The organism is Enhygromyxa salina, from assembly GCF_002994615.1.
Classification (GTDB): Bacteria; Myxococcota_A; Polyangia; order Nannocystales; family Nannocystaceae; genus Plesiocystis; species Plesiocystis salina_A.
On sequence record NZ_PVNK01000268.1, the window covers coordinates 41,447 to 58,532 of the forward strand.

Below are 17,086 nucleotides of genomic sequence, written 5' to 3' on the forward strand. Positions count from 1 at the left end.
CGACGCTCGCCGACGAGGGACGCTCAGATAGCCGCGCCCCGAGCCCTTGTCAATCTACCCAAGCCCGGTCCAGACCCATGGGGCCGTCAGGCCTGGGTATCGGGGCCCGAGAACACTCGCTCGACGCTGATGACCCCCGCGATCTCGCGCAGGTGATCGAGCAGCTGCTCGAGCCGCGCGAGCGAGCCGACGGTCGCGTGGAAGGTGTTGAGCGCGAATTTCCCGTCCTCGTAGGCGCGGCAGTTGGCTTGCTTGATGTTCAGTCCCGTCGCCGAGAACGCGCGGCTCATCTCGGCGAGGATCCCGACCGTATTGGCCGTGCGCACGCGCACAGTCACTGGGCGTTCGATCTCCGAGTCGTCCGTCCAGGCCAGGAACACGCGCTCGTGGATCTCGTCGACGGCCACCGGGCAGCCCTGAACGTGAGCCACGATCCCGCGACCCGGGACGCGAAAGCCGATCGAGGGGTCACCGGGTAGCGGCGAGCAGCACGGGGCCAGCTGGATCAGCCCGCTCTCGACGCGCCCCTCGTCGATCCCGATCGGCGCGCCGTCGGCCTCGCCTGCGCGGGGCTCCCGAGACCCGTCCTGGCGCCGACGAAACGGCCGAAACAGCCGCCCGAGCATGCTCTCGGTCGGCGCGGGCTCGGGGTCGAGGGCGCGCACGACCTGGCCGAGGCGGACGTCGCCGTCACCGATCAGCTCATAGAGGCGATCGACGCCGCGCTCTTCACCGATCCCGAGCCCCTCGAGCTGGTCGACGAGCGCGCCCGCCGACTCGAGCGTGTCGAGATCGAGGCTCCGGGTCTCGAGCCGCTGGCGCAGCAGCGAGCGGCCGGTCTCGATCGCCAGGGCGCGCGCGCGGTGGCGCAGGAACTGCTTGACCCGGGCCTTGGCCCGGGAGGTCTGGACCATGTCGAGCCACTCGTCGCGCGGCTCGACCTTGGGGTCGGTGAGGATCTCGACGGTGTCGCCCTGGCGCAGACGGTAGCGCAGCGACACGACCTGACCGTTGACCCGGGCCCCGGCCGCGCGGAGCCCGACGTCGGTGTGAACGGCGAACGCGAAGTCGATCGGCGTCGAGCCCCGGGGAAAGGTCTTGAGGTCCCCCTCGGGCGTGAACACGAACACCTGATCGGCGAACAGCTCGCGCTTGACGGCCTCGATGAACTCGTTGGGATCCTCGACCTGGGCCTGCCAGCCCATGAGCTCGCGGAGCCAGCCGAGCTCGCTGGCCTGGAGCCCGTGCTGAAGGTCGACGACGACGCCGCGCTCGGCGACGGCGTCCATCTCGCGCGAGCGAATCTCGACGTAGAGGCGCACGCCGTCGCGATCGAGCACCTGGGTGTGCAGACCCTGATAACGGTTGGCCTGGGGGAGCGCGATGTAGTCGCGGATCGACCCCGGGATCGGCTTGAAGTGGGCGTGGATGTGGCCGAGCGCGAGGTAGCAAGCGTCGCCGTCGGCGGTGATCACCTGATAGGTGACCATGTCGCGCAGCTTCTCGACCGAGCGGCCGCGGCTGCGCAGCTCGTGGACTTCTTGGGGGGTCAGGACGTTGGCGCGAAACTCGACGGACCCAAACATCTCGTCCCGCCAGCGCCTCGGCCGGCGGGAGCTGGTCCCGAGGACCGCGAGCCCGGCGCCCGTGGGCCCCTCCTGCCCTTCGGCCCACGGCGCCTCGGCCGGCCCGGGCTCGAGCCCGGCGAACACGTCGCGCAGGAGCTCGAGGCCCCGGTCGATGTGAGTGGGGTCTTCGGTCAGGAGCGCGACCATCTGGGCCCGGACCTCGCGCGCAGCGACCGGCTCGAGGTAGCGAAACGAGAGGTCCGCCAGCTCGCGCCGGATCCAGTCGATGCCCAGCAGCCGGGCGAGCGGGGCGTAGATGTCGGCGGTCTCCCGGGCGATGCGGCGCTGCTTGACGGCGGGCATCGCCTCGAGCGTGCGCATGTTGTCGACCCGATCGCACAGCTTGACGAGCAACACGCGGATGTCGCGGCTCATGGCCACGAGCAGCTTGCGGAAGCTGACCGCCTGATTCTCACGCCGCGAGAGGTACGGGACCTTGCCGAGCTTGGTCACCCCGTCGACGAGCAGCGCGACCTCGCGACCGAAGCGCTCGGTCAGCTCGAACACCGTGAGCTCCGAGTCCTCGACGGTGTCGTGGAGGATCCCGGCGATCACGCTGGGCCCGTCGAGGCCGAGCCCGGCGAGCATTCGAGCGACGCGCAGCGGGTGGACCAGGTAGGGATCGCCGCTCTTGCGCATCTGCCCGGCGTGGCAGCTCTCGGCCAGCGCGAAGGCCTCGCGGACCTGGTCGAGGACCTGGTCGTCGAGGCGTCGGCGGACCTCGTCGGCGAGGTTTTGGAACTCGCGGCTGAGCAAGACCTCGGCCGCGCCCGGGACCACGTGGGGATCGGGGCTGACGTAGCCGCTCGCGCCGGCCTCACCGGCCTCGTCGACGCTCGCGAGCTCGGGCGCCGCGGGCTGAGGACTCGGCGCGGGCTGGCCGTTCACCAGGGCAGCTCCTCCTGGCCCTCGATCAAGGTCTGAGCGACCGCCGCCTGGCGCTGCTGCCGGTGCAGGGCCGCGACGTAGACCGCGCGTAGGGCGTCGTAGGCCGTATCGAGTGCGTCGTTCACGATCAGGTAGTCATATTCAGGGTAGTGCGCTAACTCCGAGCGAGCCACCTTCAGCCGCTGTGCGATCACGTCATCGGCGTCGGTCGCCCGGCGGCGGAGCCGACGCTCGAGCTCGCGCAGCGAAGGCGGCAAGATGAAGACCAGCACGACCTCGTTGGGGAAGCGGTTCCGGAGCTGGCGGCCGCCCTGAAAGTCGATGTCGAACAGGAGGTCGCGGCCCTCGGCCAAGGCGTCCGAGACCTGGCGTGCCGCGGTCCCGTACATGTTGCCGTGGACCATGGCGTACTCGGCGAACTCGTCGGCCGCGGCCATCTCCTGGAAGCGCTCGCGCGACACGAAGTGGTACTCGACGCCGTCGGTCTCACCGGGTCGCGGCTTGCGGGTCGTGTAGCTGACCGAGAAGCCGATCTTGGGGAATTCCGCCCGGAGGCGATTGCACAGCGTGGTCTTGCCCGCGCCCGAGGGCGAGCTGACGACCAACAACAGACCGCGGGGCCTTTCACTCGACATTCTGAACCTGCTCGCGAATGCGCTCGACGGTGCGCTTGGCCTCGATCAGGACCGCGCTGCCGACGTGGCTGGTGATCTTACTCCCGATCGTCGTCACTTCGCGGAGCAATTCCTGACTGAGGAAGTCGAGGGTCTTGCCCTGCCCGACCTCGGGATCGGCGACGAGGACGGCGCGGGCCTGATCGAGGTGGCTGGCGATCCGCGCGAGCTCCTCGCTCACGTCCCCGCGCACGACCAGCAAGGCGATCTCCCGCGTGAGGCGATCGCGCTCGATCGCGCCGCCGTCGACCTGGGCGAGCACCGCCTCACAGCGCGGGATCAGCAGCTCCATCAGCCGCTCCGACTCGCCGCCGAGGCTGTGCTCGACGCGCGCAACCTCGGCCTCGAGCTCGTCGTAGAGTTCGGCGAGGGTGGCCGCGAGCGAGTCGCCCTCGGCGCGGCGCATCCCGATGAGCCTGGTCAGCGCCTCCCCGACGAGCTCGTCGAGGAACTCGGGCGGGTCGAGGCCGCGGTCCGAAGCCGCGCCCGCCCCGGCGCCGCTCCCCATCAAAAAGCGCAATAATTCCAGTGTGTTTGGCTGCTGAAGCTCGAATTTTGCGTGAGCGGCCTCCGCGGTCAGCGAGCTCAAGGCCTGCAGCGCAGACGCGACCTTGCTCGGGTCGACACCGAGCGCGGCGAGTGGATCCTCGGCGACCTCCCCGTGGCCCTCGACGCGAATCGCTAGATCGACGCGGCCGCGCCCGAGCTGCGCGCCCAAGCTGCGCCGCAGCCCGTGCTCGACGGCGACACCAAAAGGCTGACGCAGCTTGAGCTCGAGGTAGCGCGCGTTGACCGAGCGCAGCTCGACGTGGACACGTACACCGCGCTCTGGCCACGCCCGCTCGGCGACGCCAAATCCGGTCATGCTGTGGATCGGCATGGACGCACAGATTGCTCTTTTATGCCCCTCACAGCAAGATTCGCGTCGACGAGGGATCCCCGCTCGCGACAACGCCGACGGAGTCGATCCATCGGCGTCGTCGACCGGTCAAGCCAGTCGCAAGTCAATAAAAATTAAAATTCTAGCCCGAGTCAAAACACGTTGGTGGCCAGCTCGACGGCGAGCTCGAGCTCGTACTCGGCGTCGTACTTGGCCAGCATCCGATCGATCACGTCGCACTTCGGCTCGGTCGTCTCGGGCACCAGCAGCTCGCTGGCATAGGTCTCGAGGTGGTTCGGGGTCAGGAGGGAAAACAGAAGGATCACGCTGGTCATCGTTGGTACCTCTCGCTCACGCCAGGGCGCGGTCGGACATCGACCGGCGCTGGCGGTGGTCGGTTCGCGACGCTCGAAGGCGTGTCCTGGGTGGGTCGTCCCGAGCCGTCGAGTGTCGCGGACTCTCGCTGCGAATTGCTTGTACGAGCGCCCGGGCACGGACGAAAGAAATCGACAACTTTTGCCCACTACTGGACGAATTCGTCAGTTGTTCAGGGGTTGGGCGTTCAGTGGCTCAACCGCCCGGGTCCCCCAGTCGATGTCGCCAGCGACGAGGCCGAGGCGACTCAGGCGCGGGACATCATCGACGAACTCGACGCCGGTCAGCCGCCGCGAGGCCAGCATCACGTGGGTCGGAGCGTAGAGCATCGAGACGATCCGCAGCTGCCCGAGCCGGGCGGCGATGCGCTGCTTCGCGGCGTCGCGGGCGGCTCGATCCGGGGCCCCGCGGTAGTCCGACAGCGCGCGGTCGAGCTCCTCGTCTTCGACCCCCGAGAAGTTGACCTCCCCGCGGCTGTGGAACAGCTGGTAGAGGTCCTCGTCGCTGTGGCCAGCGAGGTGGACCATCGCGGCCTTGAACTCGCGCTTGCGCAGCAAGATGAGCACGTAGTTCCAGCCCGCCGTCGCCTGGGGCACGACGACCCCGATCGCCTCCCAGGCCGCGATGATCCGCTCGGCGATCGCCGCCGGGCGCCCGCTCCGGCCGTCCCAGGTCAAGGTCATGCGCAGCGAGCCCCCAGGCCGGCGCCGGATCCCGCGCTCGAGCGGCCAGTCGAGCGCGTCGAGGGCCGCGGCGGCGGCCGACAGCGCGCGAAGATCATCGTCGAGCGAAGGCAGCGGCAAGAGCCCCCCGCGCACGGGCTCACCGAGCTTGATGTCCTCGAGCGCCTCGAGGTCGATCGGGGTCGGATCGTGAAGATCGACCGGCGCGGCGACCGACAAGCCCGGGGCGCCATGAACCTCCCGAGCGATCGCCGACAGCGGCAGCGCGTCGTGGACCGCGCCCCGCAGGGCCTCGCTCGCCTGGACACCGTCGGCCACGTTCCACAGCAACAGGTCGTAGCTCGGCGGGCTGACCAGCCAGGCCACGAAGCGCCCCGACATGCCCGGCTTGCCGAGCTCGACGGGCACGTGGACCGGGGACAGCTCCGGCAGCAGGTGGACCTCGCCGCGGCGCAGGGCCGTGAGCGCCTCGGCCCCGTCGTCGAGGGCTCGAAACACGATCTTTCCCGCGACCGCGTGGCGCTCGGGGTCGTGGTAGCCGGCGAAGCGCTCGATCACGATGCGATCCTGCGCGAGCGTCGTGATCTGCATGGGGCCGGTCCCGATCGGCTGCTGGGCGAAGCGTGACTCTCGCCCGCGGTGGGCGTCACGCGGGACGATCTTGATCGCGGCGAGGGACTCGAGCGCCAGGGGCTCGCGCTTGTCGAGCCCGATCCGGACCCAGCGCCCCGGGTCGCGCTCGTCCGAGCCCCGCGGTCCATCGACGATCTCGACGCGGTTGAAGTTAGTCAGACCATGGCGCTGACGTATCCACACCCGCCGACGGTCGAGCCAGTAGGTCAGCGAGTAGACGACGTCGTCGATCGTGACCTCGCTGCCGTCGTGAAAGCGAACCCCCCGCGGCAGGTGGCAGGTGATCGACGCGACCGCGTACTCGCGGTCGACCTCACACTGATCCGCGATCGCGGGCTCGACCCAGGGGTAGCGGTCGCCGGCCCGCCGAACCAGACCTTCGAACACCAGATCCTCGGAGATGCGCATGGCCCAGGGTTCGAGATCATCGAGAGGATCGAACTTGCGCGGCAGCTGTGGCAGCGCGATCGAGATCGCCTCGGTCAGCGCGGGATCCGCTGGCGCCTCGCTGCCATCGGCCGGCTCGATCTCTTCAGGCGTAGACGTGGCTTCGCCCACATCGGCGGCCCCCTGCCCGTCTTCGCCTCCCCCGCCCCGCGCGCCGCAGCCACCGGCCGGGGCGATCAGCAGCGCGGCCGACAACAGACCCGCCGCGAGGCTCGAGAGGGATGCGTCTGGGGACATCACCCGCAGGCTGCGAAGTTCGGACCCGGGACGTCAAGCTCGCGCGCGGCCCGGATTCGGAACGCATGGACTTTTGACTCCAGGCCGTGATACACGGGCCCACGCGGTATGACCGCCAGCGAATCCCGGTACCCGACCTTCGGCGGTCGGGACGGAGGCAAGCCCTCGATGAAGCTCCGCAACAGTTCCGTTCCCGTCACTCTCGTCGCAACCCTCGTCGCGGCTGTCGTCGCTCCGGGCGCCCTCGGCTGCGCCGAGAAGGTCGAGGAGACGGGCCCACAGGAAGAGGAGCTCCCCAACATCACGGTCGAGCTCCCGACCGCTCCCGACTTCAACGAGGCGCGCGCGCCGGTCAAGTGGGAGGGCGACCCCGACGGCGCCTACTCGATCTTCGGTCTGCGCAAGGACATCGACGACCGCCTCAAAGAGGGCGAGTCCGGCGAGAAGATCGTCGTCAAGGGCTGGGTCCAAGAAATCTACGTCCCGCCCGAGTGCCCCGAGGACCAGCTGTGCCCTCCGGGCAAGCAGCCGCACTTTTGGATCACCGACAGCCCCGAAGAGAAGGGCAAGAAGCGCGCGATGATGGTGGTCAACTACCACTTCCCGATCCCGGAGTGGGACGAGGACACCCAGGCGATGTGGGAAGATCAGCCGCTGGTCGTCGTCGAGGTCGGCAAGCAGTACACGATCAAGGGTGAGTTCAAGCGCTTCTCGGACTCCGGCTTCGCCCACGACAACGGCCTGCTCGAGTTCCACTCGTACAAGGCGCCCAACCCCGATCCCGACTCGTCCGGCGAGCTCATCTGGATCTACCCGCCCAACTCCGACTGGCACCCGCAGACGGTCGCCATGACGGAGGCCCAAAACGCCGAAATGCAGGCCCGCATGCAAAAAGAGGCCGAGGCCCTGCAAAAGAAAAAGGGCGGCGGCGAGTAGTCGCGGCCGCGCCTTTGCTCTGGTTTTTGGCGCTGGCGCTGGCGCTGCCCCTAGCGCTGGCGCGGCCTCTAACTCTGGCGCGCCCTCTAACTCTGGCGCGCCCTCACTAGAGCTCGGGCTGAGGGTCGAGATCGATCGCGCCCGGGTCGAAGTCGTCACTGGGCTCCAGCCCAGCTTTGACCGGGTCGTCGCCCGGCTCGCGCTCGACGTAGTACCAGTTGGCGCCGCGAAGCCGGACCCAGCCGGGGCCGATCTCGACCTGGGCCGCGGGCCCGAAGTCGCGGCGAACGTCCAGGGTCCACTCGAAGTCCCCCGGGGCCTCGCCCGCGCGGACCCCCCCGCTCCGCCAGTCGATCCAGCCCTGAAGTCGCGCGGCGAGGGCATCATCGTCGAGCGGGAGGTTGTCATCGGTCACGAATTGCTGGTCGCGGCGGCGCAAGAACACCGAAGTGTCGCCGCCCGCGTCGGCGATCTCGACGCCGCGTGAGCGCTCGAGCCAAAAGCGGAGCGGATCGTCGAAGAGCAGATCCTCGGCGAGCGCGGCGCACTGGGCCTCGGCCACGGCGGCCGGCCGCTGACCCTCGACCTCGACGATGCAGTCGGGGAACACGGTCACCTCGAGCGTGTAGCGTGCCCCCCGCTCAGGCACGACCTCCGCGACGAGGCGACGCAAGGGCGCCGTGCTCGGCGGATCGACCCAGGCCTCGGCCCGGAGGCTGCGCAGGGCCCACAGCAGGTTCTCGAGTCGGACCTCGTCGATCGCGCCGTTGTCGTCGACGTGGGCCGGAGCGTCGAGCTGCCACGCGCCCATGTCGGCGTGGACGCTCTGGCGGACGGTGCTGGAGTCGACGTCCACGGGCGGGAGAATCTCCAGCTCGCGGACCTCGCCGGGCCCGACCTGGGTCAGGCGTCGCTCGGCGAAGGTCTCGGCCTCGAACGCCAGGTTGCGCGGCGGCTCGCCGAGGACTCGCAAGACCGCGCCCTCATCCCGAACGCACAGGACCGGATCGGCGCCGAGCTGACAGGTCACGCGCAATTGCTCACCGGTGTCGGCGTGAACCACCAGGGTCCAGTCGGGCTCGAAGCTGAGACCGTCCAGCGCGAGCTCGGTGGCTCCCTCGCCCTCGCCCTGCCCCTCCGGCTGACCGCCGCCCTCCGGCGTGGCGGAGTCGACGGTCAGCAACGCGACCTCGAGCCGACCGAGGGCCTGGTACCAGCGCCGCACTTCGGCCTCGGCGACGGGCTCGACCTCGGCCTCGCCCTCCCCCGTGTAGAACCACTGGCCGCCGCGCCGGATCAGGCGGCGCGCGCTCGGTTGCTCGAGATCGATCCCGACGATACGGCCGTAGTCGTGGGGCACGAGCCGCGACTCGAGCATCCCGGCGTCGGGCTCGAGCAGCGGCCAGCGCTCGAGCAGCTCGGTCGGGACGCAGCCGAGCAAGCCGGGCCCACGATCGACGAGCTGCTTGCGCGGATGGCCCGGGCACTCGCCGCCGACAAGCAGCGCCCTCGAGCTGCCGTCGTCCGTCGTGAACACCAGCCACGGGCGCAGCGACTCGGAGGCGACAGCCTCGCGCTCGACGAAGGGATCGAGCTGGGCCCGCATCAGCCGTCCGACGCGATGCTCGACGGCCACGCTCGACAGCAGCGCTGGCGTCCCGCCCGAGCGCACGCGCCAAAAACCGTCGGCGGCCCGCGTCAAGATCAGCTCGTCGCCCCACCCGAGGCCCGTGACCCGGTCGACATCGATCGGCAGCAGACGCTTGGCCAACCAGCTACGGGGCGGCTGCTGGACCAGCATCAGCATCTCGGTTTCGACCACCCAGGTGTCGCCGTCGGCCTCGAACGCACCGTAGACCCCGCCGCCCGGGACCGCGCCGCCGAGCGAGAGGGTCAGGGTCTCGTCCGGCAAGCTGATCCGGATCACGCCGTCGTGGCCGACGCGATCGCGGCGGCCCGCCGAGCGCTGCGCGGTCGCGAGGCGCAGCGACGACCACAGGCCCTCGAAGTCTTCGTCGGTGACGGGGCCGAGCAGGACGTCGCCGTGCATCAGCTGGTGGCCGCCGCCGGGCGCCGGGACGACGCGGACGACCGGACCGTCGGTCGCCTGGAGCTCGATCGTGGCCTTGTTGGGGTCGGCGTCGACCAGGGTCGGAAATACGCGCCGGCCACCCGAGCGGTTGTTGACCAGCTCGAGGCCGTCGTCGGGCTTGGCGAAGGGGTCGGCCCACGCGAGGGTCACCGCGGCCCCAGCCACGGCCAGCGCGACGATCGTGCCGCCCCGCGGTCGCATCGACTCGAGGGTTGGCCGCGGCCTCGACGAGGACACCCGCGCGCTCGTCGGTCGCGGCCGCTCGGCCGGAGCGTCACCTTCGGCGGGCTCGGCCACGCCGTCGTTCTTGTCGCTGGATCCACTCACCGTCGACGCCTCCATAGCACCAGCAAGCCGAGACCGATCGCAAAGCCCGGCAGCCCGAGCAGGCACATCCAGGTCATGCGCCGGAGCTGCGCGGGCAGCAGGACCAGCTTGACGTGCTCGCGGTCGCGCGGGCGGATGCCCAAGAGCGCGTCGCGCTCGGTCAGCCAGCCGATCAGGTTGAGGATCAAGTCGCGGTTGTGGGAGTAGGCCACGTCCTCGCGCAACCAGGCGTTGAGCGCGAAGTGATCCGAGCCGACCACGACCATGCGCGAGTCGCCGCGCTCGGCCGCCGCGGCGATCGGGATCGGCCCCTGGCGATCGTCGCCGTCGCTGGCGTCGAACAGCCCGCGCTGCTGCAGCTGGACCAGATCGGACTCGGCCCAGCCCTGCTCCGAGGACGAGACCAGGGCGACCGCGCCGCGGTCGACCCACAGCTCGCGGACCTCGAAGAAGGCCACCGGCTGGAGCACGAGGCTGCGGACCGCCGCGTGGTCGGCCCAGCCGTCGAGCACGGTGAACCCGAGCATGTCCGTCCCGCCCGGGACCTCGTGCGGATCGACGACCAGGCGGTCGCCGAAGTGGATGCCGTACTCGGCCGCGAGCGGCTCGAGGCCGTGGTCCGCGAGCAGCGGCTTGCCGGGCACGAACTTGGCCCCCGCGAGGATCAGGATGTCCTTCCCGCGGGCGGCGAAGCGACGGATCGCGGCGACCTCGTCGGCCCCAAACACGCCCGTCGGGCCGGCGACGAGCAGCACGTCGCAGCCCTCGAGCTCGACCTCGTCGTCGAGCGTCGCGACCTTGGTCTCGAGGTTGGCGTCGCGCAGCAGGTCGCGCAGGTGGGCGTAGCCGTTGAAGGGCTCGAGATCGTCGAACGCGGGCTCGCCGTGGCCCTGCGTGTAGCAGATCGTGATCTCGCGTGGATCCGAGACCTCGAGGAACTTGCCGAGCAGCGCCTCTTCGCCGCGGAAGGACTTCACGCGGGGGCCGTTGGCCTGGACCTCGGGGCCGGTCGCGTAGGTCACCAGCTCGTTCGGCAGCAGGTGCGCGCGCCGCAGCTCGCTGCCCTGCCCCGCCCGGATCAGGACCACGCCGTCGGGCAGCTCGCGCCCGGTCAGGCCGAAGTCCTCGATCAGCCGCTCGGCCTCCTGCCGGTCGACGTCCGGGTCGACGGTGCTGACCCGCAGCACCCCCTGCTTGGCCGCGCCCCGCATCCGCGTGAGGACCTCGCGCAGCTCGCCCCGGACCGGGTTGGGCCGGCCGTTGCCGATCGTGGCCGGGACCACGACGACCACGTCGATCGGATCGACGAGATCCGCGAGCACGTCCTGGGCTCGATCCGACAGGGTGTAGACCTGGCCCGCGGTCCAGTCGTCGCGCTCGGCGTGGCGCCCGGCGAACACCGCGAGGTGTCCGGCCGCGACGCACCACAGCGCCGCCTGGACGACCGTCTGCCAGTCGCGCCGGGGGTTGACCGCGACGATCGCAGCCGCGAGCGCCGCGATCACGACCCCGAGGTGCAGCCAGATCCAGCGGCCATCGACGATGCCCTGGGCGAGCTCCTGCATCATGGCCAGGAGCGAGGTCCAGCTCAGGATCTTGGCCAGCCAGACCTCGACCTGATCGGTCAACAGCCCGGCGAGCAGGACGATCGTGCAGCTCACGAAGGTCCCGATCGCCGCCGCGAGCTGGCTGCGAGCGAAGGCCGAGAACAGCAGCCCGACGGCGATGAAGCTGGCGCCGACCAGGAAGGTCCCGAGGTAGCCCGACAGGATCGGCCCGACGTCGGGCGCCATCGTCGGCCCCGAGGCCCCGCGCAAGAGCAGGTAGAAGCTCCCCGTCGGCAGCCACAGCGCCACGTAAAAGCCCATCGCGCCGAGGTACTTGCCGACGACCACCTGCGAGGGATCGAGCGGCGCCGTGAGCAGGGCTTCGAGGGTGCCGTGGCGGCGCTCCTCTGCGATCAGGCGCATGCTGATCACCGAACAGATGAAGATGACCGGCAGCCAGAAGATGAAGATGCTGCCGCCGAAGAAGTACTGCATCACCGGCCCGCGCGCGGCGAGAGGCTGGTTGAGCACCGAGAGCAAGACCGAGAAATTCCAGCCCTGGTTGAACAGGAACAAGGTCCCGACCAGGTAGGCCAGCGGCGTCACGAACAGCGACAGGAGCTCGCGACCGGCGATCGCCGCGGTCCCGCGCAGCCAGTCGAGGGCGCGCTCGAGGATCCCGTTCACGCCGTCCCCCCCGGCTGAGAGTCGTCGCGGAAGCCCGTGACGACCGCGAAGCGCTCCTCGAGCCGGCGGCGCCCAGGCTCGAGGCGGATCAGAGGCATGCCCGCGTCGAGGCTCGCGCGACCGATCGCGGCGGCCAGGTCGTCCATCGAGACCCCGCCGCTGGTCACCGCCGCTCGCAGCACGCTGTCCTCGCTCCGGTCCACCGTCTTGCGCGCGCCCCCGGCGCGCGACAGGCTGATCTCCAGCTTGACCGGATCTTCGCGCCCGAGCGCGGACCAGGCCGCCTCCACGCACGCGCGGATCGCCTCCCCGTCGGCGCCGTCCCACTCGACGAACAGCGTGTCGGTCGCCAGCGCCTTGGCCACGGTCTCGTCGGCGACGACCTGGCCCCGCGACAAGATGATGACCCGGTCACACAGGGCCTCGACCTCGGCGAGGATGTGCGAGCTGAAGATCAGCGTCTGGTTGCCGCCGAGGTTCTTGAGCATCGATCGAATGCCCTGGACCTGGTTGGGATCGAGGCCGACGGTGGGCTCGTCGAGCACGACCAGCGGCGGCGAGCCCAGGAGCGCGTCGGCGATGCCGACCCGCTGACGGTAGCCGCGGCTGAGCTTGGCGATCGGCGTCTCGGCCATGCCCTCGAGCCCCGACAGCTCGATGACCCGCTCGATCTCGGCCGCGCGCGCGCGTCGGCGGATCCGCTTGACCGTGGCTCGGAACTCGAGATGCTCGCGCACGCGCAGCTCCTGGTAGAGCGGCACCTGCTCGGGCAGGTAGCCGACGAGCTCGCGGACCGCGAGCGAGTCACTCACGAGCGAGAGGTCGGCCACGCGCACGAGCGTGTCGCGAGCGCGAGGCACTGGCAGGTAGCCGCAACAGATTCGCATCAGGGTGCTCTTGCCCGCACCGTTGGGTCCGAGCAGTCCAACGCGCTCGCCTGGCGCGACCCGAAAGTCGACGCTGCGCAGCGCCGGGTCTTCGGACCCGGGGTAGTAGAAGGTCAGGTTGCTGACCTCGAGCGAGGCGGGGGGGCGTGCAGACATGGCTCGCGCCCGGCGAGGTGTACCGCGAAGCGCGGCGGGCCCCAATCACTGCAGCGGCGATCAGTCTCCGGACTCGCCTGGGCTGTCTTGCTCGTCGTCCCCACCGGTTTCGGTGGACTCTGCGCCTTCCGCGGCCCCCTCGCCCGCGGCAACCGCGTCGGCCTGGGCCTTGGCCTCGGCCTTGACGCGCTCGGCGATCTCTTCGGGGACCGGCCCCGGCGCGGTCTCGATCGGGTCACGCTCGATCTCCGCGAGCGCCCACTCGATCGACTGCTTGACCTCGGCGTCTTGCTCGCTCGCGAGCTTGGTCTCGAGCAGCTTCTGGTAGCCGAGCAGGCGCTGCTCACCCATGATCGCGACGACCCGCTCGCGGACCTTCGGCGAGGGGTCGGAGTCGAGGGCGTACATCAGCGCGAGCGCCGTCCCGTTGTCGACCGCCGGGGCCAGCGCCTCGGCGCAGGCGACCCGCTCGGCCTCGTCCGCGACGTACTCGCCGTCGCGCTTGAGCGTCAGCCCATCGAGCAGGCCCATGCGCCGGAGCTCGTAGGCGCCATAGACCTCGGCGGCCTCGTCGAGCTTGCCAGCCTTGACGTGGAACTCTCCGAGCAACAGCCAGCCGACCAGATCATCGGGGATCATCTCGACGACCCGCCACTGCTCGGCGATCGCCTGATCCCACTTTTTGTCTTGGGACAGCGCGAGCGCGAGCACGATGTGGGGCGCAGGATCATCGGGGATCAGCTCCTGGGCCTGGCGATAGAACGAGATCGCCGCGCGCGAGTCGGCGCGGGCCTCGTGCATGCCCCCCAACAACAAGCTCGCGTTGGCGCGTAAGTGGACGTCCTGCGCTTCGTTGGCCACGCGCATCAGATCGGCCCGGAGCTCGGCGAAGCTGTCGTCGGGCAGCGTTGTCGTGGCTTCGAAGCGAGCCTTGCTCGCGCGGTAGAGCTCCTCGAGCTGCTCTTGTGTCAAAGGCGGCGGCGCGGGCGGCTGCTCGACCTCGCCGGCCTCGGCCTTGCCGGTATCCGTCTGGCTGGCGGTCTTTCCGCAGCCCGCGATCGTGCACGCAGACAGGCACGCCAGCGCGGCCAGGGTCGAGAAGCTCGAGAGTGCGGTTTGAAGCTTTGGCATCGTGGTGGTCACGGCCGGACATCGACCGCCCGCGAAGGTTGCCACAGTCCACGGGATTTGTTGTATCGTTGTTCCGGTGGGTATCGGCGACTTGGTGGGGCTCTCACACGTGCTGACCGCGGCTGCGGTCACGCTGACGGTGAGCGCCTGCGACCTCGAGCCGTGCGAGAGCCTCGACCTCAGCGACACGCACACCCGCGGGTACGAGCAGAGCCAGCAACCGGGCGGACCCACGGTCATCGTGCTCAGCGACGGCAGCCAGATCAAGATCGTCCGCGCGTGCACAGGCTTCGGCGAGTGCGAGGCGGAGCTCGCGCTTCACACCATCAACCTCGAGGCCGCGCCCGACCAGCTGATGTTGACGGCCTCGGGTCGTTTTCTGACCTATCGCCTCGGCTCGGAGGCCCAGCGGGTCGATCTCGACGCGCCCGACTTGGGCCAGTTTGGTGTCCCGGGCGCCGTCGACGAGCTCATCGGCTCGCTCCGCGGTGGCGACTGGCTGATCTACCGAACGGGTCACGGCGGGGGTCAGACCGAGGGCAGCGAGCTGTGGGCGGTCTACGTCGGCGACACCGACGACCTGCCCGAGGACGAGCTCACCGCGCCGCAGTTCCGGATCGGCAGCGGCCTCGACCTGCGCGTCGTTGCGATGGGCCATCGTCACGTCGTCGCCCGGCGCAGCCTCGGCGACGGCCGCGAGGAGCTCTACCTCGTCCGCGTCGCGCCTGCCTACCACGTCGACACCTACGGCAGCAGCACCCGCGGCGACCCGCTCCTGCTCGCCCGCGGCCAGACCTTCCGGCGGGTGATGATCACCGACGGCCCCTCGCCGGCCCAGCGCGGCGACCCGTGGGAGTTCCAGCACGAGGTCCCGACCGACGCCCAGGTCGTAGCGACCTCGGGCGCCGGATCGAGCGCGCGCACGCTGATCTACTCCGTCGCCGACACCACGCAGATCGCCAACTTCGAGGGCGAGGTCGTGACCTCGCGCAATGATCTCGAAGATGTGCCGGGCTTGAGCCCCGTGTCGCCCGACGGCACGCACCTGGCCTACATCACGCCCCGTGGGTCCCTCGCCCTGCGCAACCTCGAAGATCAGCGCTCGTGCATGGTCCGGCCCGCGAGCGCCTCGCGTCACCTGCTCGCCGGCTTCGCCGCCGACGGCACGGTCTACTTCGAGTCCGAGGAGCGTCGCCCGCAGCCCTCGCAGCAGCCCTCGAGCTCCGTGACCGAGCTGGTCTACGCCTACGACCCCCTGGCCCGCGAGTTCACCGCGGTCACCGACGAGCCCGGCGTATGGCGTCTCCAGGCGGTCCCACCCCAACGCTACGTCGGCGATCAGGACGACGCCGAGCCGATCCCGTGGGCGGTCGTCGGCCTCGACGGCGATCACCTCGCCCGGCCCGGCCAGAGCCCGACCTCGCTGTCCTACAAAGAAGCCAGCTTCTTGCCGCGCGGGGACGAGACGCTGTGGGTGCTCGAGGCCGAGCCCGAGACCTACAACGAAGAGAGCCGCCTGACCCTGCACCGGATTCAACCCGAGCTCGTCGGTGGCGTCCTCGCGTTCGACACCGAAGACGCCGACCCGACCGTTCAGGACGCCAGCGAGACCCTGCACGCGCGCTTCTCCCACGAGTACTCGGGCACAGCCAGGGTCTGCGTGTCGGCCTCACAGTCGGCCAGCCGCACGACGCCATGGGCGACCCAGTGCTCGTCCCCCTCGGAGCCCGAGCAGTTCCTCGACAACGGGCTGCCCGAGGCTGAACAGGGGCCCTGAGCGCTGGTCCTGAATCAAGCGCTGCGCGCTCGACTCAGGACTTCTAGTCTTCAAGGGGCCTTTCAAAAAGGCCCCTCGCTGCGGCGGCGAAGCCCCCTCCGCTCACCCCAAACGCTCGCCTTGCGGCTCGTACTCCTCTTCTTCAAGGGGCCTTTCAAAAAGGCCCCTCGCTGCGGCGGCGAAGCCCCCTCCGCTCACCCCAAACGCTCGCCTTGCGGCTAGTACCGGGCCTGGGTAGGCCACCCGCTCGGCCAGGCAGTCCCTGTCGAGGCCTCGTCGAGCGCGAGCGCGAGCGCATCTGCGATGTCCAGCGCGAGCGTGCCGTTTTGCGGCGAGCGATCTCCCGCCAGCCCGTGGACATGAACGCCAGCGCACGCGGCCGCCCACGGTTCGAGACCACGGGCCAGCAGCGCCGCGATCGCCCCCGCGAGCACGTCGCCCGATCCCGCGGTCGCCAGCGCGGGACCGCCTGTCGTGCAGATCGCCACGCGGACGCGCGCGCCATCGGCCTCGGCGACGATCGTGCCCGCGCCCTTGAGCACCACGATCGCCCGGGTGAGCTCGGCGAGGCGCGTGGCCGCGAGGGCGCGGTTGGACTGGACCCGGGCGCTGTCCCAGCTCCCCGCCCGATCGAGGCGCGCCAGCATCCGCGCGGCCTCGCCGGGGTGCGGCGTCAACACCCGAGGTCCGGCCGCAGGCCCGGCGTCCTGGTGTTCGAGCCCGCTCGCGTCCCAGACCATGGCCCGGGCGTCGTCGCGGTTCAGCTCGGCGAGGGCCGAGCGGTCGGCGTTGACGAGCCCAGGCCCGACCACGAGCACCTGGGCCTGCGGGATCTTCCACGCCTGCTCGGCCGTCGCCAGCATCAGCTCCGGACGCAGCTCGATCAACGCGCGGCGCAGCTCGGGGTCGCCGGGCGCGAGCGTGGCCAGCCCCGCCCCTGCGCGCATGGCCGCGGTCGCAGCCAGGATCGCCGCGCCGGGCATCCCCCCCGACCCACCGATGACCCCCACGTGTCCGCGCCGGCCCTTGTGCGCCGCGCTCATCGATCCGCGCGCGGTTGCGAGCTGGCTTGGGGGGCTGCCGAGCGCGGCGCACAAGGGC

At 70.4% G+C, this 17,086-nt stretch carries 12 protein-coding genes; 2 read left to right on the top strand and 10 right to left on the bottom strand.

The window, feature by feature from the left end:
- Positions 1-86: 86 nt before the first annotated feature.
- The 5 genes from ENSA5_RS30955 to ENSA5_RS30975 form a co-directional block, all read right to left on the bottom strand.
- On the bottom strand, positions 87-2,516 hold the full coding sequence (locus tag ENSA5_RS30955; protein WP_106395322.1) for a RelA/SpoT family protein: 2,430 nt from the start codon (positions 2,514-2,516) through the stop codon (positions 87-89).
- A complete protein-coding gene (gene gmk, locus ENSA5_RS30960; RefSeq protein ID WP_106395323.1) occupies positions 2,513-3,151 on the bottom strand; it encodes a guanylate kinase in 639 nt (212 codons plus the stop codon). Before gmk ends, ENSA5_RS30955 begins: the two co-directional genes overlap by 4 nt.
- On the bottom strand, positions 3,141-4,070 hold the full coding sequence (locus ENSA5_RS30965; RefSeq protein ID WP_106395324.1) for an endoribonuclease YicC domain-containing protein: 930 nt from the start codon (positions 4,068-4,070) through the stop codon (positions 3,141-3,143). The genes gmk and ENSA5_RS30965 overlap by 11 nt, the downstream gene beginning before the upstream one ends.
- 152 nt (positions 4,071-4,222) lie before the next feature.
- Positions 4,223-4,396 carry a hypothetical protein gene (locus ENSA5_RS30970; RefSeq protein WP_181198332.1) on the bottom strand — a complete coding sequence of 58 codons (174 nt, stop codon included), beginning with the start codon at positions 4,394-4,396 and terminating at the stop codon, positions 4,223-4,225.
- 213 nt (positions 4,397-4,609) lie between these two features.
- A complete protein-coding gene (locus ENSA5_RS30975; RefSeq protein WP_146156293.1) occupies positions 4,610-6,445 on the bottom strand; it encodes an ABC transporter substrate-binding protein in 1,836 nt (611 codons plus the stop codon).
- A 168-nt stretch (positions 6,446-6,613) separates the two neighbouring features.
- Between ENSA5_RS30975 and ENSA5_RS30980 the strand changes: the two genes are divergently transcribed.
- Positions 6,614-7,381 carry a hypothetical protein gene (locus ENSA5_RS30980; protein WP_146156294.1) on the top strand — a complete coding sequence of 256 codons (768 nt, stop codon included), beginning with the start codon at positions 6,614-6,616 and terminating at the stop codon, positions 7,379-7,381.
- Between the two features lie 106 nt (positions 7,382-7,487).
- On the opposite strand, the gene ENSA5_RS30985 is transcribed toward ENSA5_RS30980, so the two are convergent.
- Genes ENSA5_RS30985 through ENSA5_RS31000 form a run of 4 tightly spaced genes read right to left on the bottom strand, consistent with a single transcriptional unit; the run spans position 7,488 to position 14,208 of the window.
- Positions 7,488-9,800, bottom strand: coding sequence for a hypothetical protein (locus tag ENSA5_RS30985; protein ID WP_146156295.1), 2,313 nt, complete (start codon positions 9,798-9,800; stop codon positions 7,488-7,490).
- Positions 9,797-12,034, bottom strand: coding sequence for a Gldg family protein (locus tag ENSA5_RS30990; RefSeq protein WP_106395329.1), 2,238 nt, complete (start codon positions 12,032-12,034; stop codon positions 9,797-9,799). The genes ENSA5_RS30985 and ENSA5_RS30990 overlap by 4 nt, the downstream gene beginning before the upstream one ends.
- Positions 12,031-13,077: an ABC transporter ATP-binding protein gene (locus ENSA5_RS30995; protein ID WP_106395330.1), complete on the bottom strand. Its 1,047-nt coding sequence runs from the start codon at positions 13,075-13,077 to the stop codon at positions 12,031-12,033. The genes ENSA5_RS30990 and ENSA5_RS30995 overlap by 4 nt, the downstream gene beginning before the upstream one ends.
- A 60-nt stretch (positions 13,078-13,137) precedes the next feature.
- Complete coding sequence (locus tag ENSA5_RS31000) at positions 13,138-14,208, bottom strand: tetratricopeptide repeat protein (RefSeq protein ID WP_146156296.1); 1,071 nt, start codon at positions 14,206-14,208, stop codon at positions 13,138-13,140.
- Between the two features lie 76 nt (positions 14,209-14,284).
- On the opposite strand from ENSA5_RS31000, the gene ENSA5_RS31005 reads away from it, so the two are divergent.
- Positions 14,285-15,985 (top strand): hypothetical protein, encoded by a 1,701-nt coding sequence (locus tag ENSA5_RS31005; protein ID WP_106395332.1) that lies wholly within the window; start codon positions 14,285-14,287, stop codon positions 15,983-15,985.
- 218 nt (positions 15,986-16,203) lie between these two features.
- Here the strand turns inward: ENSA5_RS31005 and ENSA5_RS31010 are convergent.
- Positions 16,204-17,086: NAD(P)H-hydrate dehydratase (locus ENSA5_RS31010; RefSeq protein ID WP_146156298.1), on the bottom strand; the 883-nt coding region annotated here is incomplete at its 5' end.

Bases quoted from the DNA above. Each gene is read 5' to 3' on its own strand.
- ENSA5_RS30980 (WP_146156294.1), top strand. From the start codon at position 6,614: ATGAAGCTCCGCAACAGTTCCGTTCCCGTCACTCTCGTCGCAACCCTC.
- ENSA5_RS31000 (WP_146156296.1), bottom strand. From the start codon at position 14,208: ATGCCAAAGCTTCAAACCGCACTCTCGAGCTTCTCGACCCTGGCCGCG.
- ENSA5_RS30975 (WP_146156293.1), bottom strand. From the start codon at position 6,445: ATGTCCCCAGACGCATCCCTCTCGAGCCTCGCGGCGGGTCTGTTGTCG.
- ENSA5_RS30965 (WP_106395324.1), bottom strand. From the start codon at position 4,070: ATGCCGATCCACAGCATGACCGGATTTGGCGTCGCCGAGCGGGCGTGG.
- gmk (WP_106395323.1), bottom strand. From the start codon at position 3,151: ATGTCGAGTGAAAGGCCCCGCGGTCTGTTGTTGGTCGTCAGCTCGCCC.
- ENSA5_RS30995 (WP_106395330.1), bottom strand. From the start codon at position 13,077: ATGTCTGCACGCCCCCCCGCCTCGCTCGAGGTCAGCAACCTGACCTTC.